Origin of the sequence: Streptomyces sp. NPDC058221 (assembly GCF_042882365.1) — a bacterium.
In the GTDB taxonomy this organism is placed as follows: domain Bacteria; phylum Actinomycetota; class Actinomycetes; order Streptomycetales; family Streptomycetaceae; genus Streptomyces.
The window spans coordinates 1-25,045 of sequence record NZ_JBHVWF010000022.1 but is presented as its reverse complement, the minus strand read 5'-3'; the positions used below and the strand labels follow the sequence as shown (position 1 = coordinate 25,045).

The following is a 25,045-nucleotide window of genomic DNA, read 5'->3' as shown; positions in this document are numbered from 1 at the left end:
AGACACCGAACACCTTGGATGGCTGCTCATGCCTCACCCCGCTCTGACCGCCCACGACCTCATCCGCAGCCTTGGCGACCGCCGGGTGCTCGACGGCGTCTCCCTGACCGCGTCCCCCGGCCACCGCATCGGCCTGATCGGGGAGAACGGCGTCGGCAAAACCACCCTGCTGCGGCTGCTCGCAGGGGCGGACGAGCCCGACGCGGGCAGCGTCACTCGCCCGCCCGACCTGGGCTTCCTGCAACAGGAGACACCGTTCGAGACCACGTCGACGATCGCCGCGGTGCTGGACGAGGCACTCTCCGAGGTCCGCGAGGCCCTCGCCGACCTCGATCGGCTCACCGGGGAACTCGCCCGCGCCGCGGAAGACGAGCCCGGTTACCCCGAACTGCTCGACGCGTATGGCAGGCGGCTGGAGGAGGCCCAGCACTTGGAGGCCTGGGACGCCGACCGGCGCGCGACCCTCGTGCTGGAGGGCCTCGGCCTCGGCGCGTTCGGACACGAGCGGACGCTCGGTTCCCTGTCCGGCGGGCAGCGGGGCCGCCTGGCCATCGCAGCGCTGCTGATCCGGCGTCCTTCGGCGCTGCTGCTGGACGAGCCGACCAACCACCTCGACGACGCTGCCGCCGCCTTCGTCGAGGAGCAGGTGAGCGACCTGCCCGGGGCCGTGGTGGTGGCCAGCCACGACCGGGCCTTCCTCGACGCCGTCTGCACGGACCTGATCGACCTCGATCCCGCAGTGTCCGGCCCCGTCCGCTACGGCGGCAACTACACCGCCTATCTCGCTGAGAAGCGTGCGGAGCGGGAACGCTGGGAGCAGCGCTACGCCGAGGAACAGGAGGACCTGGAGGCGCTACGTCATTCAGCCGGCGTCACGGCGCATCGCGTGGCACCCGACCGAGGGCGGCGGGACAACGAGAAGATGGGGTACGGCCTCCGGGCCGGGCGTGTGCAGAGCCAGATCTCACGCCGGGTGCGCAACGCCGGCCGCAGGCTCGAGGAGCTGGAACGGACCCAGGTCGGTGAGCCGCCGCGGCCGCTGCGCTTCTCCGGACCGACGCTCTCCGTATCCGTCGAGGCGAGCCAGGACCCGCTGGTGGCCCTCCACGGTGTGCGGGTCCCGGGCCGGCTCGTGCTGGACGACTTGGAGGTGTCGGCGAACGACCGCCTGCTGATCACGGGAGGCAACGGGGCGGGCAAGTCGACACTGCTCGCCGTTCTCGCCGGCCGCCTCACGGCCGAGGGGGACATCCGCCGACGGGCGGGGCTGACGGTGGGAATGCTCGCTCAGGACACGGTGTTCGACCGGCCGGACCGTACGGTCCGGGACACCTACGAGCCGTCCCTGGGCGCGGAACGGGCCGAGGCGGTCACACTCGGCTCGCTCGGTCTGATGCAAGAAGCGGACATGGACAAACCGGTCGGGCTTCTTTCGGTCGGACAGCGCCGCCGGCTGGCGCTCGCCCTCCTGGTGGCGCACCCTCCGCAGCTGCTGCTGCTCGACGAGCCCACGAACCACCTGTCTCCGCGCCTGTCCGACGAACTGGAGGAGGCCATGGGTACGGGCCCCGGCGCGATCGTGGTCGCGAGTCACGACCGCTGGCTGCGGAAGCGCTGGCGGGGGCGCGAGCTACGGTTGGACACCGGCGGGACACAGAGCGCCGTCACTGGTTCCGCAGCCTGCCCCGGGGCCGGGAAGGACAGGCTCTGACGCGGCGGCGGAGCGAGCGCAGACTTCCGGACAGTTCACCGCCTTGACAGGTGATGGTCTTGCTCCACACGACAGTCACCTGCCAGAATGGTGATGTGAACCTGAATCATGTCTTCGTCTGCGGAAACCCCGCCCTCGACTTCGCGGCGACCCTCCGCGCCCGTCGTTCGGCGCGTTTCGAGATGTTCGTGACGCCGGACCGGCTGAACGCCTGGTATCTGGAGTCCGGAGTCGTCGACATGATCGTCCCCGGTACGGAGGATGGCGTCGAGCAGGCCACGACCGTACGAGAAGCCATCTACCAGCTGGTCACGGACCGTCGTCTCGGGGGCGGGTTCGACGCGGAGTCGCTCGGAGTACTGAACGACGCCGCCCGCAAGCCGCCCGCGACGCCGCAGCTGACCGCGACCGGGCGCCGGACCGAGGCGACCCCCGAGCAGGCCCTGTCCAGCGTCGCCCGCTGCGCCGTCGAGCTGCTCAGCGGGCCGGACGTGCCTCTGATGAAGGAATGCGGCAACCCGGAGTGCACCCGCGTCTACATCGACAGGTCCCGCGGCATGCGGCGGCAGTGGTGCGGCATGGACTCCTGCGGGAACAAGATCAAGGCAGCCGCGTACCGTGCCCGAAAGCGGACCACTACCGCCCCGGCCGCTCAATGAACGGTCTGCGGCAACGCGATCTCCAGGGTTCTCCCACGGCGGCGGCGGTCGTCGTCAGCATGGACTCCCTCAGACGCACAGGCGCACGGGGATCGGCACGGCGTATGTCCCCGAGCGGGCCGCACGGCCCGCCGCCGGCGGCTGAACATTGGATGATGAGCGGCTGCGTCAGGTAATGCAAGGCTGTTTCACGGATGAAAGAAAAGGTGACCTGTGATGGCTGACAGCGAGAAGAAGGCCCTGCTGGCGGGTGGCTGCTTCTGGGGAATGCAGGAGCTGATCCGGACACTGCCCGGAGTGGTGACCACCCGGGTGGGATACAGCGGCGACGACATGCCCGAGCCGACCTACCGGAACCACGGAAAGCACGCCGAGGCGATCGAGATCACCTACGATCCCGTGGTCACCGACTACCGGGCCCTCCTGGAGTACTTCTTCCAGATCCACGATCCGTCCACAAGGAACCGGCAGGGCAATGACGTGGGCCTCAGCTACCGGTCCGCCGTCTTCTATCTGGACGACGAGCAGCGGCGGGTCGCCCAGGACACCATCGCCGATGTCGATGCCTCCGGGCTCTGGCCGGGTCCGGTCGTCACCGAGGTCGTGCCGGCGGGCGCGTTCTGGGAGGCCGAACCGGACCACCAGGACTACCTGCAGCGCTACCCGGACGGCTACACCTGCCACTTCCCCCGCCCCGGCTGGCAGCTGCCCCACCGCGCGGGCTCCTGACCTTGGGCCCGGGTCCGGTCCGTCGGTACACGCAGTAGCTTCGTCCGTGGTTGAGTTCCGGCCCTCATCCAGTCCTCAGATCGTCCGCAGTCAGCAGTGACAGCAGTTGGATGCGCTCGGACGCAAGCGCCTCGGCCCCGCCCTGTTGGCGGTCGATGACGCAGAGCGCTTCGCGTACATCTGCACCCAGATCACGCAAGTCGGCGGCGGAGAGCGCAATCTGCCCACCGCTGGTGGCCACGTCTTCCACGACCAGCACTCGCCGCCGGGCGATGTCCGCGCCTTCAGCCAGACGGCACGTTCCATACGACTTGGCCTGCTTGCGGACGAAGGCGCAGGGAAGGCCGGTGTGCCAGCTCAGCGCGGTAACCACCGGGATGCCACCCATCTCGAGGCCGGCCAGTACCTCAGTGTCCTCCGGCACGAGCGCAACCATCGCCCGGGCAATGGAATCGAGCAGAACGGGGTCACTCTCGAAGCGGTACTTGTCGAAGTACTCCGAGGCTCTACGGCCTGAGCGGAGGACAAAGTCACCCGTCAGGTGGGAAGCGGCGCGGATCTGCAGGGCAATTTCTGAGGGACTCACAGCACGGAAGTATCCCAGGGGCCCGGCCCGGTGCGGGGCCCCTGGGTAACCTCGTCGACGACCCGCTCGGCTTCACGCGGGGGAACCGGTCGGAACGGTGTGGGCGTCCGGAGGGGCATGGACAAGGGATTCCGCCTCCGCGAGGCAACCATCCAGGACGTCGACATCCTGACAGAGGTGCACACCCGGGCCCGATCCGCGTACTACACCGCGGGCGGCATGCCGGGTCAGGAGCTCACCGACCCGGCGGGGCGGGCGGAGCGGCGCGATGCCTGGGCGCGTGTGCTCTCCACGCCGACGCGGACCACGCTGTGTGCGGAAGGCCCGGGCGGTTCGGTGGTCGGCCTGCTCACCGCCGGCCCGCCGCACCATGAGAAGCTCGACGCCGCCACGCACTATGAGCTGTATCAGATCGGGGTGCTGCCGCGTGCCTGGGGAAACGGGGTCGGCGGGGCCCTGCACAGGGAGTTCATCGTGCGGGCGGCCGCCGCCGGGTGTGCCGAGGGCGTGCTCGAGTGCTGGGCGTCCAACACTCGAGCGCAGCGCTTTTACGCCCGGCACGGCTGGCGGCCGGACGGTGCGCGCCGTGCAGGGCCGATGGACAGCGACTACGTCCGGCTGCGAGTAGAGGTGGATCGCGGCCAACCATGCGGCACCTGACGGAGCCGGCAGCCCTCACGGCAGCATGATGATCTACTTTACGGAGTGACCATGCGCCCGGCTGGTCTGCATGAGGGCTCCCGGCGGGGAGCGAATGAGGCTGCAATGACTGAAGTGACGAAGCCCGAGATCGACATTCCGGAGGGTGACGCTCCCACCGAGCTGACTGTCCGCGACCTGGTCGTCGGGGACGGGCTTGAGGCGAAGCCGGGCAGGGTTGTCCAGGTTCACTACGTCGGGGTCACCTTCGAGTCGGGAAAGGAATTCGACACCTCCTGGCACCGGGGACAGGCGTTCAAGTTCGCCGTGGGCGGTGGCAAGGTCATCAAGGGCTGGGACCGCGGAGTCAGAGGGATGAAGGTCGGCGGCCGGCGCGAGATCATCGTTCCCCCGCGCCTCGGCTACGGCAACCAGTCACCCTCGCCGTTGATCCCGGCGGGCTCGACACTCGTCTTCGTGGTGGACCTGCTCTCCGTCGCAGTCTGAGGTCTTCTGCTGCCAACTCCAGCCGGGAGAACGGCTCGGCGCATGTCCGGCGCGGGCAGTCCGCCGGCCCCGCAGCGGTCTTACGCGAACAGTCCCCTCCCAATTGAACATCGAGGTGACGCTCCGTGACGGCTCCCGGAGATCTGCGCCAGAACCGCACACTCATGAACAGAGCCACCTGGTTCGCCCGGTAGTGGACAGCTCACCGATACTGCAGTTCACACGCTTCGCGGTGGAGCTTCTGCCGCCCTGCCCCAGAGCCCCACAGCGGAAGGCTGAACACGGTGACCACCGTCGCATATCAGGGTGAACCCGGATCCAACTCGTCGATGGCATCCCATGTCCTGTTTCCCGGAGGCCGCGAGCTCGCCTGCACGGGATTCGAGCAGGCCCTGGACGCCGTCACCCTGGGTACCGCCGATGTCGCGGTGATCCCGGTGGACAACTCCGCCGCCGGACGCGTGGCCGACGTACACCATCTGCTGCCGGAATCGGGGCTGTTCATCGTCGCCGAATACTTCCTCGCCATCCGCTTCGACCTGATGGGGGTCCCCGGTACGGCCCTCGACCAGGTGGAGTGTGTTCGCAGCCACGTACATGCCCTGGGGCAGTGCCGGAAAGTACTGCGGGAGGGCGGCTGGCGCACCCTCGTCAGCGATGACACGGCCGGGGCGGCGCGTGAGGTGGCGGAGCTGGGCGATCCACGGCACGCTGCGCTCGCACCGCCTGCCGCTGCACGGCTCTACGGGCTGGACGTCCTGCGGTCCGAGGTCGAGGACGATCCGGACAACACCACGCGCTTCGTTGTGCTCTCCCGGGACTCGGCCCTCGCACCGGACACGGGCGAGCCGACGATGACAAGCCTGTTCTTCTGCGTGCGGAACATTCCCAGCGCGCTCTACAAGGCGCTCGGCGGATTCGCCAGCAACGCCGTGAACCTCACCAAGATCGAGAGTTACCAGATCGGCGCCGGGCTGAGCCCCAGCCGGTTCTACGTGGAGGTCGAGGGCCACCCCGACGAGCCCCGCGTCGCCCTCGCCCTGCAGGAATTGCACTTCTTCTCGTCCGAGGTGCGCATTCTCGGGGCGTATCCGGCGCACGCGCACCGGCTGCGGGGCCGCGCCTGCTGAACCGCCGGGGGCACCGCGGGGCGAGCGGGGCTCGTTCAGATGACGTTCGCGACGATCGGCCCGAGGCCCGACGTGGCTCGAAGAGAAGCCCGATGTGCTTGAGCAGATGGTGACGGAGCGCATGCCCAGGTCGTTCCCTCAGGCGGGAACTGTCTTGAGGAGTGCGCGGGTCTCGGCGATGACCCGGGCCCTGACTGCCGGGTCATGCACCTGTGCTGAACCCTGCATGGGGCGTCCTTTCTCGTCGTAGTAGACGCCGGTGGCGTCCGAATCGTGGGTGAGCACTCGGGTGATCATGCGCGCGGCGGTGCCCGGGTTGGTCCAGTACTTGATGAGCGGGGCCAGTGGTGAGAGCAGGTACTTCGAGAGCAGACGCAGGAACAGGCCGGCGTCACGGCCGAGATCCGTACCGCGGGCGAAGCCGGGTTCAATGGCGTTGAACCGCAGCCGGGGTGTCTCGCGGGCGAAGGCAAGCACCGTTGCCAGGTTGCATTGCTTGGAAGTGGCGTATGCGTCCCCGCCGGGCAGTTTCGGGCCGCCGGGCTTCCACTCGCCACGGGTGCTCGCCTCGGCGGAGATGTACCGGGCGCGCGGTCAGCTAGCCGATCATGCGCCAGAGCGCGTCGAAACCGGACCGCTTGTGCTGCTCGGTGTGACCCGGGTCGCGGATGATGTAATCGATGGTGGCCTCGGCCAGGGCATTGCACAGCGTGAACACCAAGGCCGCCGGGACATCGCGCATCGGACCGCTCGCCCGGCTGCGCTCCAGGATCTCTCCCATGCCCGCCAGCGTCTGGCCCGCGACTCCATGGGTGGACGCCGTGATCTCATCGGAGACTTGGAGCTGCGCAAGGGTGCGGCGCTTGTGGGGGTTGGTCGTCGCCCAATCCAGCCAGCGTGACCACATGTGCAGCATTTGGGCGCGCCCATCGGCGTCGGGCAGGCCGCCGAGTGCGGCTGCCCCCATCTCGCCTTTCAGCTCCAGGTAGAGCTGATTGAGCAGATCCGCCTTGGTGTCGAAGTAGGTGAACAGTGAACCGTTCGAGACGCCGGCCTCCTTCGCGATCGCCGCCGTCGCCGCCCCCAGCCCCTGAGTGGCGATGATCTGTGTGGCGGCGGCCATGATCGCCGCGCGTTTGTCGTCACTTTTCGGCCTGGGCATGAGTGACACCATGTAGGAGAGTGGCTAGTCAGTCAAAAGGCCGAAGGTCTGGTGCGCTGACCGGGCGACTGGGCCGGGTTGGGTTGGGTTATGTCACGGTGAGGAGGGGGCGTCCGCCCCAGGCATGTCCGCACCGAACTCGGTGGTCCGGACACACCGCTGACCATCGACCAGCTCATCCCGGGCGTGGTGGACACGAACCACCACCACAGCGGGGAACCGGGCCTGAAATTCCTCAACTACCAGGACCAGCCAGTGCCCTGGCAAGGGCACCCGGCAGCATCGGAGGGGAGGTACCGCCCTCGGGGACCGGTGTCAGGACGCTGTGACGGAGCCGGTCGCGGCTTGCTCGATGACGTCGGCGACCCGGTGGGGGTGCGAGACCGCGACGGCGTGGGAGGCGGCGACCTCAGTGGTGTGCGCATGGGCGCGACGCGCCATGTAGCGCTGGACAGCCGGGGGAATGTTGAGGTCCTGTGTGGTGACGATGTCCCAGACGGGCTTGTGCTTCCACGCGGCAGATGTGGCCTTCTCCTCAAGGGCGGCCTGGGCGACGGGGCGCTGAGTGGCGGCGGCGAGGTCAGCGGTGGCGCGAGGGACATCGGCGGCGAACTGGTGGCGGTACTTGTCCTGCTGGATGTACAGGTCGGTCCCGGTGGTGCCGTCCGGCAGGGTGTACGGGACGGGGTCGAGCGTGTCGGAGAGGGTGGAGCCGGGGTACTTGTCGGTGAGTTCCAGGGCGCTCTCCCCGGGGGCGGGCAGGAACGCGGCAACATAGACGAGGGCCTTCACCTGCGGATCGTCGGTGGCGGCCGCACTGATGACGTTGCCGCCGTACGAGTGTCCGACAACGATCTTGGGGCCCTTGACATGGTCGAGAACGCCGCGCAGGGCGGCAGCGTCGTAGGCCGGGCCGCGCAGCGGGTTGGCCGCCGCCACGACCGGGTAGCCGTCCCGGCGCAGCTCCCCCACCACCCCGTTCCAGCTGGAGGCGTCCGCGAACGCGCCGTGTTCCAGCACGATGGTCGGCTGGCCCGGACGGCTTGTCGCCGCCTCCTGCTGAGCTCCGCTTGCGGACCCTGCGAGGGAGAACGCGCCGAGCGCCACGCCCGCTGTCACCGCCGGCAGAACACCCGTGACCAACCGACGCGTGCACACACCCTTGATGCTGACCACGAGGAACCACCTTCCACGAGACTTCGAGAACTGTTTGCGGAGAGTCGCTACCGAGTACAGCCCATGGCACGCGGTTCCGCTCCCCCGCCGACCGCGGACCGGGCGGCTGCATGCCCGTCACCCTTGGACCACAAGGTGGTCCCGGAACATGTGGCGCTTCGCCACCGATGTCACCGGCATCTGCCGGTGTTCGCTACGTGTGGCACTCGCCCCGGGCGGTGCGCCCGGCCGTGCCACGCCTCGTGACGGGCGCTGCGGTTGCTGCGCGGTGAGGGCGGCGCGACCGTGGTGGTTATGACGACTCGGTACGAGGGAGACGCGGTGCTTGTCGCCGGGCGCCTGCAGATCCCGGTGGAGGCTCATCTGGTCAGGGTTGGGCCCGACGGGTGGCGCGGCAGTCTGCGGGGTGTTCCCACCAGCCGGATCTTCGACCTGCACGACAGTGACCGGCTGCGCCTCTGCATGCCGGACGGTCAGGTACGGCAGGTCCACCTGGAGCCGGCCAGCCATGCTCACGAGAGCGAGTTCACCGTCGTGCCGGTTTCGGGTGATGGCCCGGCTCCCTTCTCGTAGCGCCGTCCGACCGCACCCTTGCTCTCGACGCCCCGTCCGTGACCGAGGGTGTGGACGCGGGCACGTCCTGCAGGCCCACGGGCGGTCCGGATGGATGCCGCTGCGTCGGCGGTCGGCTCCCCGGCTTTCGGGGCCGGCCCGCCCCCGCATCCAGGGCCGCACATACCGGCCGAAGCCCTGCAGCGGCGTCTCAGTCCTCGGAGGTCATCTGGTGTCACCTGGGCCACTGTGCTAGAACAACTGCCGTGACAGCCGATCGTCTTCTGGTGGAGTGTCTCCACATCGATCTCTGCCGTGTTTCCAGCGCTTCCTGTTGAAGCCTGCCGCGGCATCTTCAGCGATGCCTGAGTGACGTGCCCGTCATGCTCACGGGCCGTACGGATCTCGCCTCCCGATAGGCCGCGTACCTCTCGCCTTCGCCGCGTCCCTCACCTTGCTCTGCACGCGCAATCCGCCCTGCCGATCTGTCCTCAGGCCCGGCGCCACTCCATGCCCCCCGGAGAGCTCTTCATGTCCACGCCCATATCCGTACAGGAGCGGTCCGCCGAGGCGGGCCCGTCCAGTGAGCAGGCTCCGGTCGTACGGCGGCCGGAACGTGCCGCCCGGTTGCGCCGCGTGGGGCTCCGCCTGGTGGCGCTGGTCGCCCTTCTCGCCCTGTGGCAGTCGGTGGTCTCGCTCCAGGTGTGGTCGACGGTGCTCGTGCCGTCGCCCGCCGCCGTGTGGCGGGCACTGCTGGAGACCTCCGGGACCCACGACGGGGTGCGCGGCTACCAGGGTCACACCCTGATCGAACACCTCGGGATCAGTCTGCGCCGTATCTTGATCGGCGCCGGCGCGGGGGTCGTCGCCGGTCTCGTCATCGGGCTCCTCATGGGCACGCTGCCCTGGGTGCGGGTCGTGCTGGAGCCCGCGGTGGCGTTCCTGCGTACGCTGCCGCCGCTCGCCTACTTCAGCCTGCTGATCATCTGGTTCGGCATCGACGAGGCGCCCAAGCTCTGGCTGCTGGCCATCGCGGCCATGCCGCCGGTCGCGGTGGCCACCGCATCGGCCGTCGCATCCGCCCCGACCGCTCTGGTGGAGGCCGCCCGAGCGATCGGGGCCGGGCGCGGACAGGTCGTCGCCTCGGTCGTGCTGCCGTCCGCACTGCCCGAGATCCTCATCGGTGTCCGGCTCGCATTCGGCATCGCGTACTCCTCGGTGGTGGCCGCCGAGACGGTGAACGGACTGCCGGGGATCGGCGGCATGATCCGCGACGCCCAGCGCTACAACCAGTCCGACACGGTCGTGCTCGGCCTCTTCGCCATCGGAATCTCCGGTCTGCTCATCGACGCCGCACTGCGCGCGCTGGAGAACCGGCTCGCTCCGTGGCGGCGGCACGTGTGACCGGCCCGCAAACACACCCGCCCACACCCGTACTCGTATGAAGGACACACCTATGCCCAGAACACGCGGTTGGCTCCGCACCTCCTCGCTCGCCGCGGCACTGGGAGCCCTGCTGGTGGTGACCGCGTGCGGCCAGGGCGGTTCCGGAGCGGGCGGCAAGGGCGGCGGCAAGACCGTTCGGATCGCCTACCAGGCCTTCCCCAGCGGCGACTTGATCGTCAAGGAGAAGGGGTGGCTGGAGAAGGCGCTGCCGGACTACACGATCAAATGGACCAAGTTCGACTCGGGTGCCAGCATCAACACCGCGTTCGTCGCCGGAGCCGTGGACCTCGCCGCCATCGGTTCGAGCCCGGTCGCCCGAGGGCTCTCGAAGCCGCTGAACATTCCCTACCAGGTCACCTGGGTCCTGGATGTGGCCGGAGAGAACGAGGCCCTGGTCGCCCGCGACGGCTCGAAGATCTCCTCGGTCAAGGACCTGGAGGGGCACAAGGTGGCGACCCCGTTCAGCTCCACCTCGCACTACAGCCTGCTCGCCGCACTCCACAAGGCCGGGGTGGACGCCTCGAAGGTCCAGCTCCTCGACCTCGAACCGCAGGACATCCTGGCGGCCTGGACGCGGGGCGACATCGACGCCTCGTATGTCTGGCTGCCGACCCTCGACGAGCTGAAGAAGACCGGCAAGGTGCTCATCTCCAGCCGCGAGCTCGCCGCCTCCGGCAATCCCACGCTCGACCTCGGGGTCGCTGCCACCGCCTTCATCAAGGCACACCCCGATGTGCTGCCCGCCTGGCGGAAGGCACAGGCCCAGGCACTCGACCTGATCCACGACGATCCCACCGCCGCCTCCACCGCCGTGGGCAGACAGCTCGGTATAAGCTCCGGCGAAGCCGCCGCTCAGATCAAGCAGGGCATCTTCCTCAAGCCGGCCGACCAGGCTGACGCAAAGTGGCTCGGCACGCCGGGCAAGGTCGGTGGACTGGCGGACAACCTGCAGAGCTCCGCCCGGTTCCTGGTCGACCAGAAGCAGATCGACACGGCTCCGGACCTCGATACGCTGCGCAAGTCCGTCTACGTGGAAGGGCTCACCGATGCCGTCTCTCCCTGACGTCGACAAGGACAGCCGCAACGCCGCCGGGGAGTTCGCCCACGTCGGCAGGGAGGACAGCGCGTTGGAGAGGGGTGCCGCAGCCGGGACAGCGCGGGCCGGCGCAGGGGGCAGCGAGTCGCCGACGGCCGTCTCCGTGCGGGACGTGCGCCATACGTACGGCCGCGGTGCTGAGGCGGTGACCGCTCTCGGTCCCGTCTCCCTGGAGATACCGGCCGGTGAGTTCCTGGTCCTCGTCGGCCCGTCCGGGTGCGGCAAGAGCACCCTGTTGCGGCTGATCGCAGGCTTCGAGCGGGCCACCGAGGGGGAGGTCACCGTCAACGGCGAGACCCCCGAGCCGGGCCGCCAGGCGGGAATCGTCTTCCAGCAGCCCCGCCTCTTCCCGTGGCGCACGGTCGGCGACAACATCGGCCAGGCCCTCAAGTACGCCGGCGTTCCCCGCGTGGAACGTGCGGGGCGCACAGCCGAGTTGCTGGAACGTGTCGGTCTGGCCGACACCGCCAGCCGCCGCATCTGGCAGATTTCCGGCGGTCAGCAGCAGCGCGTGGCCATCGCTCGCGCCCTGGCGGGCGGCAAACGCCTGCTGCTGCTCGACGAACCCTTCGCCGCGCTCGACGCACTGACCCGCGAACGGCTTCAGGAGGACCTGCGGACGGTCAGCGCGGAGACCGGCACCACCTCGGTCTTCGTCACGCACAGCGTGGACGAGGCGGTCTTCCTCGGCACCCGCACCGTCGTCCTCTCCAGCAGGCCGGGAACCATCGCCCTCGACATCCCCATCGGCCTGCCCCGTACCGGCGTCGAACCCGACGACCTGCGAGGGCTGCCCGAGTACGCGGCGCTGCGCGCCGAGATCGGAACGGCGGTACGCAACGCCGCCCGCTGATCGCACACCGCTCAACCCGGAGGAGCAACATGACCGCCACCACCGAAACCGCGACCGGCACACCGCCCGCCCTGCGCGACCACCGCATCCCCGCCGACGGGCTGTACGAAGGCCCGCGCACTCTGCGGCGGGTGCCCGAAGGATGGACCGACCGGTCCTACGATCTGTTCACCGTGGTGCCCTTGGGCCGGGTCATCGGCGCCGAGATCCACGGTGTCGACCTGTCCCGGCCCGTCGGCCCGGACCTGCAGGCCGAACTCGACAGGGCCCTGCTCGAGTGGAAGGTGCTGTTCTTCCGCGACCAGCACCTGACCTCCCGGCAGCAGCGTGACTTCGCCGGACACTGGGGGGAACTGGAGACCAACCCGCTGCTCGCCACGGGCGACGATCCCGAGGTGGTCCGACTGGACCGGACAGCCGTACCAACGTTCGAGAACGTCTGGCACGCCGATGTGACCTTCCGCGAGCGTCCCGCCCTCGGGGCGGTCCTCCAACTGCGCGAGGTGCCTCCCGTCGGCGGCGACACCCTGTGGGCGGACATGGCCGCTGCCTACGACAACCTGCCTCAGGAGGTGAAGGAGCGCATCGAGGGGGCACGGGCGGTGCACGACTTCATCCCCGGCTTCTCCCGCTTCTACCCGGCTGACCGTCTGGTGCCCCACCAGGAGCAGTTCCCTCCGGTGGAACACCCGGTGGTACGACGTCATCCCGGTACGGGACGCCGGACCCTCTTCGTCAACGCCTCGTTCACGACCCGGATCGTGGGCTTCGCCAGGGAGGAGAGCGACCGCCTGCTGCGGCTGCTGTTCCAGCAGGCCCATGCCCCGGAGTTCCAGGTCAGGTTCAGCTGGCGCGCGGGCGACGTGGCGTTCTGGGACAACCGGTCCACCCAGCACTACGCGGTCAACGACTACGCCCCGCACCGACGGGTGGCCGAACGCGTCGCCATCGCCGGGGACCGCCCGTACTGAGGACCACTGTGTCCGGCCCGTCGTCGGGGCGAACCCGCCGACGACGGGCGCTCGTGGGTCCGGGTGGATGCCGCCCGGTATCCCTGGTGGATCACCGGGTAGGTGGTCGGGCAGCGTACGAGCTCGACCCGATCACGCGGCACGAGGGCGGACAGATGGCTGACGGCATGCTGGAAGAGGACCTGTACCGGTTCGAGGAACTGCTGGACGACGGAGAGCGCAAGACGCTCCACCGCGTCCGGGAGTTCCTTCGTGAGGAGGTGGCCCCGCATGCGGACACCTGGTGGGGGAAGGCGTCGTTCCCGCACCACCTGATCCCGCGGTACGGAGAACTGGGCATCGCCGGTCTGGCGTTCGAGGAGTGCGGCGCCACTACGGCCGGCAGTCTGCTGAGCGGCTTCATCGCGATGGAGATGGCGCGCGTCGACGCGTCGATGGCCACGTTCTACGGCGTGCACGCCGGACTGGCCATGGGCAGTATCGCCCGCTGCGGTTCCGCCGAGCAGCGCGGCCGCTGGCTGCCCGCGATGGGGCGGATGGAACAGATCGGCGCGTTCGCGCTGACCGAACCGCAAGGCGGGTCCGATGTCGCGGCAGGGCTGCGGACGACGGCGAGGCGTGAGGGCGACACCTGGGTGCTCAACGGTGAGAAGCGATGGATCGGCAACGCCACCTTCGCCGATCTCGTGGTCGTCTGGGCCAGGGAGGACGGAGGCGAGGGCGGCGTTCTCGGGTTCGTTGTCGACAGCTCGACGCCCGGCTTCTCAGCGAGTCTCATCGAGAACAAGATCGCCTTGCGGACGGTGGAGAACGCCGACATCGTCCTCAAGGACTGCCGGGTCCCCGAGGAGAACCGGCTCCAGGAGGCTCACGGGTTCCGGGACACCGCCGATGTCCTCAGGCACACCAGGAGCGGCGTGGCCTGGGAGGCTGTGGGAGTGATGCTGGCGGCGTACCGCATCGCCCTGGACTACACCCGTGAGCGCGAGCAGTTCGGTGGCCCCGTCGCACGCTTCCAGCTGGTCCAGGACCTCCTGGTCCGCATGCTCAGCGACGCCACCTCGTGCCTCGGGATGGTGGTGAGGCTCGCCCAGCTGGAGGACGCGGGCACCTTCCGCGACGAGCACTCGGCGATGGCCAAGGCTCACTGCACCACGCGTATGCGCGAGGTCGTCGGCTGGGGACGCGAGCTCCTGGCCGGCAACGGAATCGTGCTCGACTACAGCATCGGCCGTTTCGTCGCCGACGCGGAGGCGCTGTACTCGTACGAGGGGACCAGGGAGATCAACACCCTCATCACCGGCCGCGCGATCACCGGCCTCGGTGCGTTCGTCTGAGCCGCTCGGACGTACCGGGACCGCCCGTTGGCCGCCCCACCGCAGGGCACCTGCCGAACCCGCGCCCCGGCCGGGCCCCTACGCGTACCTTTCGCGTGCACTTCTTCCGGAGGATCCTCAGAAGAAGTGCACGCCGTGGTGAGCGATGAGTATGAGCGGCGAACCAAGTCTGCACTGGTATGACTCGAATTATCGCGGACATCTCGGTCTCTCTCGACGGCTTCGTCACCGGGCCCGACCCCGGCCCGCAGAATGGTCTGGGCACCGGCGGCGAGGCCTTGCACACCTGGGCGTTCTCCGAGGACCCCGAGGACCGTCGCTATCTGCGGGAGGGGACCGCCCGCTCGGGTGCCGTCATCCTGGGCCGTCAGCTCTTCGACGTGGTCGACGGTCCGGGTGGCTGGGACGACACGACCGGCTACGGCGCAGGGGAGGTCGGCAAGCCCGCGTTCCTCGTCGTGACGAGCACACCGCCGGAGTCGGTGCGGCTCACCGGCCTCGACTGGACGTTCGTGACAACAGGCCTCCCCGATGCCGTGACCGCTGCGCGCGAGCGCGCCGAGGCGGCATCGATGCGCAACGGCAAGGACCTGGACGTCGTCCTCATGGGCGGCGGCGCCACGATCGCGTCGGCCCTCGACGCCGGACTTGTCGATGCGCTGACCCTGCACCTCGCCCCCGTCGTGCTGGGCGCCGGGACGCCACTGTTCACCGGAGGGTCGCCGCGCACTCTCGTACAGCGAAGCGTGACCTCGACGTCGACCGCGACACACCTGACCTACGACGTCCTTTGACGAGTTCGTACGCTCTCGCGCCCCCGCGTACGTCTCGTGGCCGACGCCGCCGCCGTCATGCCCCGCGCGCCACCGGACACACTCCGGCGGCTGAGACGGCCGAACCCTGTCATCCGGCCGCCTGGTCCAGGACCGGAGGCGGCCCGGCCGCGTTCAGGAACGGGTCGCGGTCCCGCTCGCGGCGTCGCCGGCCACCTACATGCGCGTCTCCATCGACGTACTCCGTACGGGTCGGCCTCGGGGCCGTCCCCCGGGCCCGAGCGCTCGGCCCTGAAATCGGGGGTACCGAAGACGGCGGAGGCGCCGCAGCCCCGTTGGTGGTGTCCACCTGGCAGGAGATGAGCGACAACGTCCCCGGCAAGCCGAACCTTCGACGGCGCGAAACGGCTGAGCAGAAGCAGCGGGGTGTTCTCCTCGTCCCGTTCCGTGCATCATCACGCACCCGCCCCCCCCTCGGCCGGCCGGCCTGCCAACGCAGGATCTTGCGGCAGCTGCTTGACCTGGAGCGCGCTCCAGATCCGAGGATGGGCGGCATGGATACCAGCAACCCGCACATCGTCCTCGGGACCATGGACTTCGGTACCCGGGTCTCCCCCGACCAGGCCTTCGCGATCCTCGACTCCTTCGTCGCCGACGGCGGTGTCTGGCTCGACACCGCCAACTGCTACTCCTTCTGGGCCGACCCCAGTGGTGTCGGTGGTGCCAGCGAGCGGGTCATCGGCGCGTGGCTCAGCGCCCGCCCGGGTGCGCGCGACATGGTGCGGATCGCAACGAAGGTCCGGCAGAACCCACTTGTCCCCCACTCCTGGCCCGAGAGCGCCGAAGGGCTGTCCGGCCGCGCCATCAGTACCGGCGTGGAGGAGAGCCTGGAACGTCTCGGCGTCGACCACGTCGATCTGCTCTGGGCTCACGCCGAGGACCGCACCGTTCCGCTGGCGGAGACCGTCGGCGCCTTCGGTGAGCTGGTCGCGAAGGGAGTGGCTCTGCAGGTGGGGGCGGCCAACCACGCCGCCTGGCGCGTCGGGCGGGCCCGTTCGCTCGCGCGGGAGCAGGGCGTCGCACCGTGGACGTCCCTGCAACTGCGCCACTCACTCGTCCAACCGCGCCCGTTCACTCCCGTCGCGGAGTCCGGCCACCGTATGCTCACCGCCGAGGATCTGGACTTCGCCCGGTCGGAAGGGCTCGCCGTATGGTCGTACAGCTCGCTGATGTGGGGTTCTTATGTGCGCCCGGACAAGCCGCTTCCGCCGACCTATGATCACCCCGGGACCTCCCGGGTGCTCGCGGCCCTGGACGACATCGCCGGCGAGCTCTCTGCCACGAGGAACCAGGTCGTTCTCGCGTGGCTGATGCATCAGGGAATCGATCCCATCGTCGGCGCGAGCCGGGCGGAACAGATCCAGGAGGCACTCGCCGCACGTCGGGTGCGTCTCGGTGACGAGCACCTGGCGCGCTTCGTCGAGGCGCGGTGACGACGGAAGCTGCAGTCTCGGAAGGAGCCTCGATGACCTCCACGGCCACCCTCACGCCGGCGGCGGCCGCCGACCGCACCGGTGTCTCCATCGACACCTTGCGGTACTACGAGCGTGAGGGACTCATCGGGCCGATCCAACGCTCCGTCGGCGGGCGCAGGGAGTACACGGAGAGCGACGTCTTCTGGATAGGCCTGGTCACCTGTTTCCGCGAGGCCGGCCTCGGCATCGCGGATCTGCGGGAGTTCGTCGCCATCCTGCGCGGCGAACACTCTCCGCAGGACCGGGTCGTTTTCCTGCGCGAGCGCCGTGCCGCTCTGGAGGAACGGGTGAAGGCGCTGTCCCGGGCCATGGAGGTCCTCGACGACAAGATCGCCTATTACAGCTGAGGGCCGGGAGTTCCGCATTCGGCTCGTACCCCTCGCCCGCCGGTCGCGGCGGCGTCCGGCGGGCGGCCGTTCTCGTGCCGTCCCCACGCCTACGCCTCCGGTCGGCCCGGGTCGGTGATCAGCTTGAGCATGGCCTGGGCGGTGTTGTTCTCGGAGTCGATTCCGAAGACCTCGGCGCCTTCGAAGGTGACGGGCTCGGCGCTGCGGGCGAACATGGCTTGCTCGTACTCGGTCAGGGCTGCGCCGATGTCGTCGGGGTGCGCGGCGAGGCTCTTGCCGAGTTCGGCGCCGTCGAGCATGGCCAGGTTGGCTCCCTCGCCGTTCGGGACCGAGAGGTGGGCGGCGTCGCCGATCAGGGTCACTCCTGGTACCCGGTCCCACCGTTGCCCGGCCGGCAGCGCGAAGTGCGGGCGCAGAACGGGATTGGTATCGGTGTCCGTGATCAGCGCGGTCAGCTCCGGCGCCCAGCCCTCGAACTCCCGCGCGATCCGTGCTGTCGCGGCGGCGGCATCCGTGAAGTCGATCCCGGCGAACCATTGCTCCGGCCTGGACAAGGCCACGTAGGCATGCAGGGTGTCGCCGCTCTCCCGGTGAGCGCTGATCTCGATGCCTGGGGAGGGCGCGATCATCGAGCCGCCGCCGACCACCTTCGCGGTCGCGGCGTGCCGCGTATCGGCGTCGAGCAGGTAGGTCTCGACGAACGACGTGCCGGCGTACTCGGGTGTGGCGGTGGAGAGCAGCGGCCGGACCCGCGACCACGCGCCGTCCGCGCCGATCAACAGGTTGGTGACAACGGTGCTGCCGTCGTCGAACGTCACCTCGTGGCGGCCCCCACCGAGGGTCCGGGTACTGCCCGCCTTCCGGCCCCACCGGACAGTGCCTGCCGGAAGCGAGTCGAGCAGGATCCGCCGCAGCTCACCGCGCTGCACCTCAGGGCGTCCGCCCGTCCCGTCGTCGGCCATCTCGTGCAGGACAACCCCGTCCTTCTCGACGAGCCGGATCGTCTGACGGCCCTCGATGACGATGGCGCGGAACTCTTCCATCAGGCCGGCCGCTTCGAGGGCGAGCTGTCCGTTGTAGTCGTGGATGTCAAGCATCCCGCCCTGCGCACGTGCTGTCGGGGAGCGCTCGGCCTCGTACACCGTGACGGGGATTCCGTGGACGTGCAGAACCCTGGCCAGCACGAGTCCGCCGAGGCCTGCGCCGATGATCGTAACGGGGATGGGCATGGGAGCTCCTCCGAGTCAGGACCGTCCGGTGATCTCCGGCGGTCAGGCTCGAAAGGTGTCAGGCACGGCCGACAGGGGACCGACATGTGCCGACAGCCCCCGACAGATGACCGACATGCGCCCGGATTCGCTTCATCCTCGGCCCGATCGCCGACAACCTCACCCCTCATCGGCCGATGCCTCCGACCGCCGGGGGGCTGCGACGTGCATCGGCAGCGGGTCGCGTCAGGCCGGGTAGGGGTAAACGGCGATGCTGCCGGCGTCGACGCCGATCTCCACCCATGCGCCGTCTGCGCAGGCAGGCGTTGGCGACGCAAGATCGAACAGGATCGGTGAGCCGCCCATCTCCAGGTGCGCGGCGCCGTCCTCGGTCAGATGGAGCCGGCCGCGCATGACCACTCGGTCGCCCTCCTGCCGGAGCCCTGGCTGGGCCAGTGGGGCTGTCTGCGTGTTCTGCCCCCAGACGATGGCGTCGTCGACGGTCCACTCGATGAGATGGTGCCCGTCGGCTTCGTCCGGATCGCCGCGCCACAGCGTCTCGGCGACGCCGACGGGTGTGTGCACCCGCACTCTCATCGGCCGTCGCGAGGCCTGCGACAACTGCTCCGTGCGCACCAGCATCCCCCCATCATCCATATCCGGGCGGCGGCCCACGCCGCTGGCGGCGGGCCCCGGCCCGGTTCGCGACGGCAGATTCTCCGGTCGGCCCTGGCGCGCCGTGCCCGTCGCGCCAGTGGCACGGTGCGGTCACCGTCCTCTCGGCAGCGGCGTGGGATCAGCCCCGGGTGCTCAACTGCCGGGCAAGCAGTCGGCGCAGACGAGCAGATGCCCCGCGAAGAGTTCCGAGCGTCCTCACCTCCTCCGGCTCGAACTCCGGACGGTCTGCGAGAGCGAGCACGGCGGCGTAGGGCCGTTCGCCCTGTTCGAGCTTCGCGGCCACGGCGTCGAGTACAGCCCGAAGGACGGTGCGGTTCGCGCCGGGGTGCTGTGCCAGAAGGTGCAGAAGCCTGTTGTCGTTCCAGACGCTGTCGCGTGCTGCGCTCAGTTCCAGGAGAACCGCGGGCGGAGTGTGCAGATTGGTGGCCAGCGCCTGCCATACGAAAGGGTACGGACACTGCGCGAGTCGCCGCAGCGCCGAATCGTCCCTCTCGGTGTGCGCCAGTGCGAGGTAGGCGGCAGGCGTGGACACGGGGATGACCTCTCAGGATCGTCGGGGCCGCCATCCTGCCACCGCACCCACAACCCCCATGACCGAGCTGCCGATCGCCGGACGTCAGCTCGCCTGCCCATCGCTCGGAATGCGGTGTTGCCGCAACCCGTCGCGGACCGGGCGAACTTCCTGACCGGCAGGATCCCGGGCTTCTGGCGGGCCTGGGCCCCCTGGTCAGCGCAGGGCACGATCCAGGGTGACCCGTTGATCGGAGACCCATTGGTACGCCTTCTGAACCTCCGTCACCGCCCCGGCGTCACGGAGCCGGATCATCGCGAGGTCGCCGGCGTTCGCAGCAGACTCGATGCCGCGCCAGCACCTGTCCTGCCACCACAAGATGACGGAGGGGAGATCACGCCGGTCCACGAGCTCATAGCTGTCCGCGATCAGCCGCACGCGTCGCGCAGCTTCGGAACTGTCCCTGATGTCCGGCCCGAGTCGTAGGTACTGCCAGCAGACGTGGGCGACGTCATGGATTCGCGCGCCCGGTGCCGCCAGATCCCAGTCGATGAAAGCCACTGGGCGCAAAGCGCCGCCAGCAGGTCGGTAGACCGTGTTCTTGGGCGAGAGGTCGTTATGGCACACGACCTCGTGTGATCCGGCAAGTGCCGATGCCGCCGTCAGGTCGTGGAACTCCCGCACAAGCTGCGTGACCCGCCGCAGACTCTCGTCGCAGTACACGGCCGGCGGCTGTCGCGGTTCCCAGGCCACATGCCCGTCGAGGTAGGTGAGCACCTCCCGGCCCTCCTCGTCGAGGCCTCGGTAGCGCGGCGCGCCGGACCAGCCGCCGGCCTCCAGCATCTCAAGCAGTTCGCCGGTGAACCCTGTACGGATGGACGCGGGCCGGCGCACGGTGGCGCCGACACGCACCACGTTGTTGATGAAGCCACCAGGCAGGAACGACTCGGTCATTCCTCCACTGTGCACGATCATCCGCTCCGGCCGTCCCCCGAGGCGGCATGCCCGGAGTCGGCCCCGCGGAGCCGGCCCCGCGGAGCCGGCTCGTGCGGTCAGGCGCCGACTCCCATGCCTCCGCCGACGACGATGTTGTCCCCGGTGATGTAGCTGGAGGCATCGGAGGCCAGGAAGGCCACGGCCTGGGCGATGTCGGTGGGCAGGCCCACCCGGCCGAGGGGGATGTCCGCGCTCCACAGCTCCAGGGTCTCCCGGGAGATTCCCATCCGGCTGTAGACCGGTGTGTCGATCATGCCGGGGCTGACGGCGTTGACGCGGATCCCACGGGGTGCCAGCTCCATGGCCGCGCTGCGCATCAGCGGAAGAAGGGAGCCCTTCGCGGCACTCAGGGCGGGTGCGCCGGTGCCGGTGCCGGCTCCGATGGTGAAGATGACGGACGCGCCGTCGTTGAGCAGGGGAAGAGACTTCTGCAGCGTGAAGAAGTTGCCCTTGACGTTGGTGTCGAACAGCGCGTCGAAGTCGGCTTCGTCCGTGGCCGCCAGTGGTTTCACGCGTGAGATACCGGCGTTCAGGAACAGCACGTCGAGAGCGCCGAATCGTTCCCTGACCTCGTCCACGGCATGGTCGATGTCAGTCAGGGAGCGGGCGTCGGCGCGTACGACGGCGATCTCGGAGGGCAGGTTCTTCTCCGCCTCGGCGACGTTGCCGAGCCCGGTGACCATCACCCGGTACCCCCGTTCGAGGAGCAGTTCGGCGGTCGCCCTGCCGATTCCGCTGGTTCCACCGGTGATCAATGCTGTGGGTGCGGACATGGGGTGTCTCTCCTTGCTTGCACAACTGGGTTCCGGGCAGGCTGGGGCGCTTGCCCGCGGCCCTTGCAGCGCGATGCGCACGGGCCGGCGAGCCGCAGCCCTTTCGGGCCCCTGAGCTCACGGCTCCACGCTAAGAAGCTCTGCCGGTCCGCGTCCAAGGCTCATATCGCAAGAGAACATACGTTTCAGGCATAGCCACAGCTCATCGCCCGTTCTGACGAGAGTCGGACCATCCCGGGCTACGCTGCGAAGGTGCCCGACACGACACCTCACACAGACTTCGACCTTCGAGTGCTGCGGTACTTCGTCACCCTGGCCGAGCACCGGACCTTCGCCCGCGCTGCGGAGGCCCTTCACCTCACGCAGCCGTCCCTGAGCCGGCAGATCCGCCGCCTCGAACAGCAGTTGGGAGCGCGGCTGCTGGACCGCACCCCGCAAGGCAGCCGCCTGACGGCGGCGGGCGAGGTCTTCCTGCCCGGGGCCAAGGCGCTGCTGCGTACCGCGGGCACGACCGCCGCCCTCGCCCGGGCCGCAGCCGAGCCTGCCCGCATCACCATCGGCTACACCACGAACATCATCGTCACTCCTGCGGCACGCGAACTGCGGCGCCGGCATCCGGAGGCCGATGTGAACACCGCGCACCTCTCCTGGGACCAAGTACGTCCCGCACTGCTGGACCGCCGGGTGGACGCCGTGGTCACCCGGCTGCCGCTGCAGACCGCCAAGCTGCACGTGACAATCCTGTACGACGAACCACGAGTCCTCGTCGTCCCCATCGACCACCGTCTGGCAGGCAGGGAGTCGGTCGCTCTCGCCGACTTCGCGGACGAGCCCCTGATCCGGGCGAGCGACCCGGCGCGGGATGCCTTCTGGCGCGTCGACCCTCGCCCTGACGGGAGCCGCGCCCCCGACGGTCCCCTTGTCGAGGATCTGGAGGACAAGCTCGAACTCATCGCCTCGGGGCGTGCCGTGTCCATCGTGCCGGGAATCGAGGGCCCCAGCCGCCCCTACCTCACCACCGTCCCCCTGCGCGATGTCGAACCGAGCCACGTCGTACTCGCCGTTCGCGCCGACGAACGCAGCCGGCTCGTCGCAGCCTTCCGCGCACTCGCCCAATCGCTCCTCACCGGTCCCACCCCGGCGGGACCCGCAGCGACTGAGCCGCGCTGAGCGGCTGGGCGTGCCCGTGACGCCTGGGGGCGGAAGACGGCACCACGCAGCGGTCGGCTGCGCTCCGTGCCTGTTCCTGGACCGGAGCGGCAGCGATGTCGACCTGCGTGACAGGCGCGGTAGAGTGCCGGCAGCGTCGCGTGCCGGTGGCAGACCGTGTCAGGCATGGAGGCGCCGGACCGAAGGAGGCCGACGATGCACTCGTCGAACCCTTCGCTCTCGCGTGACTGAGCGCGAGACGACCAGGCTCGTCGCCTGGAGCCAAGAACTCCGTCAGGTGCACCTCCGGCTGCGCGATGCGCTGTCCGTGACCCGCGCTTCCCTCGCCGACGGCACTCCCGGCGAAGCAGCAACCCGTGAACTGCTGCTGTACTGCCACGGCTTCTGCACGGCTCTCGACGGCCACCATCAGGGCGAAGACCGCACCCTGTTCCCTGCCATCGCGGCCGCGCACCCGGAGCTGCGGCCGGTACTGCGTTCACTTGAGCAGGATCACTCGATGATCGCCCATCTGCTCGGCAGTCTCCGCGCTGCGGTCGACCGAGCCGCACCGCCCGAGGAGCTCGATCAGCACCTCGACGGCGTCGCCGCGATCATGGAGAGCCATTTCCGCTACGAGGAGCGGCAACTGCTCGCTGTACTCGAAACGCTCGAACTGGACGCCGAGCCCCGCGAGGTGCTGGGCCCGATGTGATCCGTGTGAGAACCGGCCGTTACGGCGAGCAGTTGCTCGCGAAGACGAAGCTCGCGAAGACGAACGCCGGTCGGTTCTCAGGAGAGCGGCCAGTTGCGCAGGGCGGCGTCGGCCATCTCCTGGAGTTCATCGCGGCCGACACCGCTCGCGGCCTGCACGGCGATGCCGAATGCCAAGGTGGTGATGTAGCGGGCCAGTAGCCCCGGATCGGTCTCCCGAGGCAAGTCGCCGTCGTCGACGGCTCGCTGGAACCGCTCTCGGACGCAGGAGCAGCCGTTGTTGCGCCAGGCGACGAGAAGGTCACGGACTCCACGCCCGGGGTCGCCGGTGGCCAGGGCACCCTGGACGCCCAGGCATCCCTGGGGGTGGGCAGGGCGGGTGGTGGTTCGGACCGTGCCGGCCAGGATCGCGGTGGCGACGCCTCGGGCGGTCGGCTCTTCCAGGGCCCGGGTCAGATATCCGCCCGGACCTTCGGTGTAGCGCTCCAGCGCCTTACGGAACAGCTCCTCCTTGTTACCGAAGGCTGCGTACATGCTGGTGGTGGAGATGCCCATCGCGTCGGTCAGGTTGGCCAGGCTGGCGCCTTCGTAGCCCTGGTCCCAGAAGACCAGCACGGCGCGCTCGAGAGCTTCGTCGACGTCGAATCCTCGCGGCCGGCCGATCGGGCCGCTTTGTTTGCTCTCCACTCCCCCACCGTACCTCTTCCGCATCGATCGCTGCGGAAGAGGTACGGTCAATTTCTGCATCGATCGATGCGGAAGAGGTACGGTTCGTTTCTGCATCGATCGGTGCAGAAGCTCGAGGAGGCTATTCACATGGGACTGCTGGAGGGTAAGACCGCTCTCGTCACCGGGGGCGGCACCGGAATCGGCCTGGCCAGCGCTGCCCGGCTGGGGGCCGAGGGGGCACACGTGTTCATCACCGGCCGGCGCAAGACAGAACTCGACGCGGCCGTCGAAGCAATCGGGCCATCGGCTACCGCGGTGATCGGCGACATCTCGAACCTGGCCGACCTGGACCGCCTCTACGAGACGATCCGCAGCCGGGGACGGGGCCTGGACGTCCTGTTCGCGAACGCCTCCGTCGCCGCCTTCTCGACGCTGGAACAGATCACCGAGCAGCACTTCGACGCCCTCTTCGATATCAACGTCCGGGGCACGATGTTCACCGTCCAGAAGGCACTGCCACTGCTCAACGAGGGCGCCTCGGTGATCTTGAACGGCTCCACCAACGTGGACGTCGGCGCGGAGGCGTTCGGCGTGTACGCGGCGTCCAAGGCCGCCACCCGATCGTTCGCCCGCACCTGGGCCAACGAGCTCAAGGGACGCGGCATCCGGGTCAACACCGTCACGCCCGGCCCGACCGATACCCCTGGCCTGTCGGGGCTCGCTCCCGACCCGGAGCAGGCGGCCGGCCTCAGGCAGGACCTGGCTGCGCAGGTACCGCTGGGCCGGCTCGGGCGCCCGGAGGAGATAGCCGCCGCCGTGGCCTTCCTCGCCTCCGAGCAGAGCAGCTTCATCACCGGTTCGAGCCTGTACGTCGACGGCGGCCTGAACCAGATCTGAGTTCCATGGCCGCGCAACCGGCGGGGACGTACGGCACCCGCTCAGCCGGGACGGCCCAGCAGCCTCGCTCGCAACCCAGCCGATTGCAGCGGCGCGAAGGCCGTGCCGCAGTGCACCGGTGGTGGGCATCGGGGGCGGCGCCCGGGGGGGCGGGGCCGGCGGGCTACCGGGGGGACAATGCCGGAACCCACAGTGGTGAATTGTTGGGAAACGGGGGGGGGTATGGGAGGGGGAACGGCAC

General features: G+C 69.3%; 28 protein-coding genes. 18 read left to right on the top strand and 10 right to left on the bottom strand.

Annotated elements, in window-relative coordinates:
- The first annotated feature begins 28 nt into the window (after positions 1-28).
- The 3 genes from ACFVW8_RS10225 (at position 29) to msrA (ending at position 3,099) form a co-directional block, all read left to right on the top strand.
- Positions 29-1,711, top strand: coding sequence for an ABC-F family ATP-binding cassette domain-containing protein (locus ACFVW8_RS10225; RefSeq protein ID WP_389688093.1), 1,683 nt, complete (start codon positions 29-31; stop codon positions 1,709-1,711).
- A 95-nt stretch (positions 1,712-1,806) separates the two neighbouring features.
- Positions 1,807-2,370 (top strand): CGNR zinc finger domain-containing protein, encoded by a 564-nt coding sequence (locus tag ACFVW8_RS10220; RefSeq protein ID WP_389688091.1) that lies wholly within the window; start codon positions 1,807-1,809, stop codon positions 2,368-2,370.
- Positions 2,371-2,586: 216 nt separating this feature from the next.
- A complete protein-coding gene (gene msrA, locus ACFVW8_RS10215) occupies positions 2,587-3,099 on the top strand; it encodes a peptide-methionine (S)-S-oxide reductase MsrA (RefSeq protein WP_389688089.1) in 513 nt (170 codons plus the stop codon).
- 64 nt (positions 3,100-3,163) lie between these two features.
- Here the strand turns inward: msrA and pyrE are convergent, their stop codons facing one another.
- Positions 3,164-3,685: an orotate phosphoribosyltransferase gene (gene pyrE / locus ACFVW8_RS10210; RefSeq protein WP_389688087.1), complete on the bottom strand. Its 522-nt coding sequence runs from the start codon at positions 3,683-3,685 to the stop codon at positions 3,164-3,166.
- A 117-nt stretch (positions 3,686-3,802) separates the two neighbouring features.
- Between pyrE and ACFVW8_RS10205 the strand changes: the two genes are divergently transcribed.
- The 3 genes from ACFVW8_RS10205 to ACFVW8_RS10195 all read left to right on the top strand — a co-directional run bounded on the left by ACFVW8_RS10205 (position 3,803) and on the right by ACFVW8_RS10195 (position 5,961).
- Complete coding sequence (locus tag ACFVW8_RS10205) at positions 3,803-4,345, top strand: GNAT family N-acetyltransferase (protein ID WP_389688085.1); 543 nt, start codon at positions 3,803-3,805, stop codon at positions 4,343-4,345.
- Positions 4,346-4,450: 105 nt separating this feature from the next.
- Positions 4,451-4,831 (top strand): FKBP-type peptidyl-prolyl cis-trans isomerase, encoded by a 381-nt coding sequence (locus tag ACFVW8_RS10200; RefSeq protein WP_389688083.1) that lies wholly within the window; start codon positions 4,451-4,453, stop codon positions 4,829-4,831.
- Positions 4,832-5,115: 284 nt separating this feature from the next.
- The gene (locus ACFVW8_RS10195) at positions 5,116-5,961 is read left to right on the top strand and encodes a prephenate dehydratase (RefSeq protein ID WP_389688081.1); all 846 of its coding nucleotides are present in this window, start codon (positions 5,116-5,118) and stop codon (positions 5,959-5,961) included.
- A gap of 138 nt (positions 5,962-6,099) precedes the next feature.
- On the opposite strand, the gene ACFVW8_RS10190 is transcribed toward ACFVW8_RS10195, so the two are convergent.
- From ACFVW8_RS10190 to ACFVW8_RS10180, 3 genes are all read right to left on the bottom strand, one after another.
- On the bottom strand, positions 6,100-6,438 hold the full coding sequence (locus ACFVW8_RS10190) for a hypothetical protein (protein ID WP_389688079.1): 339 nt from the start codon (positions 6,436-6,438) through the stop codon (positions 6,100-6,102).
- Positions 6,439-6,559: 121 nt separating this feature from the next.
- The gene (locus ACFVW8_RS10185) at positions 6,560-7,123 is read right to left on the bottom strand and encodes a TetR/AcrR family transcriptional regulator (protein ID WP_389688077.1); all 564 of its coding nucleotides are present in this window, start codon (positions 7,121-7,123) and stop codon (positions 6,560-6,562) included.
- Between the two features lie 315 nt (positions 7,124-7,438).
- On the bottom strand, positions 7,439-8,299 hold the full coding sequence (locus ACFVW8_RS10180; protein WP_389688075.1) for an alpha/beta fold hydrolase: 861 nt from the start codon (positions 8,297-8,299) through the stop codon (positions 7,439-7,441).
- Positions 8,300-8,593: 294 nt separating this feature from the next.
- Here ACFVW8_RS10180 and ACFVW8_RS10175 point away from each other — a divergent pair, with 294 nt between their 5' ends.
- The 9 genes from ACFVW8_RS10175 to ACFVW8_RS10135 all read left to right on the top strand — a co-directional run bounded on the left by ACFVW8_RS10175 (position 8,594) and on the right by ACFVW8_RS10135 (position 17,209).
- Positions 8,594-8,872, top strand: a complete 279-nt coding sequence (locus ACFVW8_RS10175; protein WP_389688073.1) for a hypothetical protein — start codon at positions 8,594-8,596, stop codon at positions 8,870-8,872.
- Between the two features lie 510 nt (positions 8,873-9,382).
- Entirely contained in the window at positions 9,383-10,255 is an 873-nt protein-coding gene (locus ACFVW8_RS10170) for an ABC transporter permease (RefSeq protein ID WP_389688071.1), read from the top strand.
- Positions 10,256-10,307: 52 nt separating this feature from the next.
- Positions 10,308-11,360 carry an ABC transporter substrate-binding protein gene (locus ACFVW8_RS10165; RefSeq protein ID WP_389688069.1) on the top strand — a complete coding sequence of 351 codons (1,053 nt, stop codon included), beginning with the start codon at positions 10,308-10,310 and terminating at the stop codon, positions 11,358-11,360.
- Entirely contained in the window at positions 11,344-12,246 is a 903-nt protein-coding gene (locus tag ACFVW8_RS10160) for an ABC transporter ATP-binding protein (protein ID WP_389688067.1), read from the top strand. Before ACFVW8_RS10165 ends, ACFVW8_RS10160 begins: the two co-directional genes overlap by 17 nt.
- A gap of 29 nt (positions 12,247-12,275) precedes the next feature.
- Complete coding sequence (locus tag ACFVW8_RS10155) at positions 12,276-13,217, top strand: TauD/TfdA dioxygenase family protein (RefSeq protein WP_389688065.1); 942 nt, start codon at positions 12,276-12,278, stop codon at positions 13,215-13,217.
- A gap of 155 nt (positions 13,218-13,372) precedes the next feature.
- Complete coding sequence (locus ACFVW8_RS10150) at positions 13,373-14,554, top strand: acyl-CoA dehydrogenase family protein (RefSeq protein ID WP_389688063.1); 1,182 nt, start codon at positions 13,373-13,375, stop codon at positions 14,552-14,554.
- A 179-nt stretch (positions 14,555-14,733) separates the two neighbouring features.
- Positions 14,734-15,348, top strand: coding sequence for a dihydrofolate reductase family protein (locus ACFVW8_RS10145; RefSeq protein WP_389688061.1), 615 nt, complete (start codon positions 14,734-14,736; stop codon positions 15,346-15,348).
- 524 nt (positions 15,349-15,872) lie between these two features.
- Positions 15,873-16,820, top strand: a complete 948-nt coding sequence (locus ACFVW8_RS10140) for an aldo/keto reductase (protein WP_389688059.1) — start codon at positions 15,873-15,875, stop codon at positions 16,818-16,820.
- A gap of 32 nt (positions 16,821-16,852) precedes the next feature.
- Entirely contained in the window at positions 16,853-17,209 is a 357-nt protein-coding gene (locus ACFVW8_RS10135) for a MerR family transcriptional regulator (protein ID WP_389688057.1), read from the top strand.
- A gap of 89 nt (positions 17,210-17,298) precedes the next feature.
- Here ACFVW8_RS10135 and ACFVW8_RS10130 read toward each other — a convergent pair whose 3' ends face one another.
- From ACFVW8_RS10130 to ACFVW8_RS10110, 5 genes are all read right to left on the bottom strand, one after another.
- On the bottom strand, positions 17,299-18,438 hold the full coding sequence (locus tag ACFVW8_RS10130; RefSeq protein ID WP_389688055.1) for an FAD-dependent oxidoreductase: 1,140 nt from the start codon (positions 18,436-18,438) through the stop codon (positions 17,299-17,301).
- 225 nt (positions 18,439-18,663) lie between these two features.
- Positions 18,664-19,059, bottom strand: coding sequence for a hypothetical protein (locus ACFVW8_RS10125; RefSeq protein ID WP_389688053.1), 396 nt, complete (start codon positions 19,057-19,059; stop codon positions 18,664-18,666).
- 154 nt (positions 19,060-19,213) lie between these two features.
- A complete protein-coding gene (locus ACFVW8_RS10120) occupies positions 19,214-19,627 on the bottom strand; it encodes a hypothetical protein (protein ID WP_389688051.1) in 414 nt (137 codons plus the stop codon).
- Between the two features lie 195 nt (positions 19,628-19,822).
- Positions 19,823-20,560: a phosphotransferase family protein gene (locus ACFVW8_RS10115; protein WP_389688049.1), complete on the bottom strand. Its 738-nt coding sequence runs from the start codon at positions 20,558-20,560 to the stop codon at positions 19,823-19,825.
- A gap of 98 nt (positions 20,561-20,658) precedes the next feature.
- Positions 20,659-21,375 (bottom strand): SDR family oxidoreductase, encoded by a 717-nt coding sequence (locus ACFVW8_RS10110; protein WP_389688047.1) that lies wholly within the window; start codon positions 21,373-21,375, stop codon positions 20,659-20,661.
- 252 nt (positions 21,376-21,627) lie between these two features.
- Here ACFVW8_RS10110 and ACFVW8_RS10105 point away from each other — a divergent pair, with 252 nt between their 5' ends.
- Complete coding sequence (locus ACFVW8_RS10105) at positions 21,628-22,545, top strand: LysR family transcriptional regulator (RefSeq protein WP_389688045.1); 918 nt, start codon at positions 21,628-21,630, stop codon at positions 22,543-22,545.
- Between the two features lie 223 nt (positions 22,546-22,768).
- The gene (locus tag ACFVW8_RS10100) at positions 22,769-23,239 is read left to right on the top strand and encodes a hemerythrin domain-containing protein (protein ID WP_389688043.1); all 471 of its coding nucleotides are present in this window, start codon (positions 22,769-22,771) and stop codon (positions 23,237-23,239) included.
- A gap of 77 nt (positions 23,240-23,316) precedes the next feature.
- Here the strand turns inward: ACFVW8_RS10100 and ACFVW8_RS10095 are convergent, their stop codons facing one another.
- On the bottom strand, positions 23,317-23,949 hold the full coding sequence (locus ACFVW8_RS10095; protein ID WP_389688041.1) for a TetR/AcrR family transcriptional regulator: 633 nt from the start codon (positions 23,947-23,949) through the stop codon (positions 23,317-23,319).
- Positions 23,950-24,054: 105 nt separating this feature from the next.
- On the opposite strand from ACFVW8_RS10095, the gene ACFVW8_RS10090 reads away from it, so the two are divergent.
- Complete coding sequence (locus tag ACFVW8_RS10090; protein ID WP_389688039.1) at positions 24,055-24,804, top strand: SDR family oxidoreductase; 750 nt, start codon at positions 24,055-24,057, stop codon at positions 24,802-24,804.
- Positions 24,805-25,045: the final 241 nt, after the last annotated feature.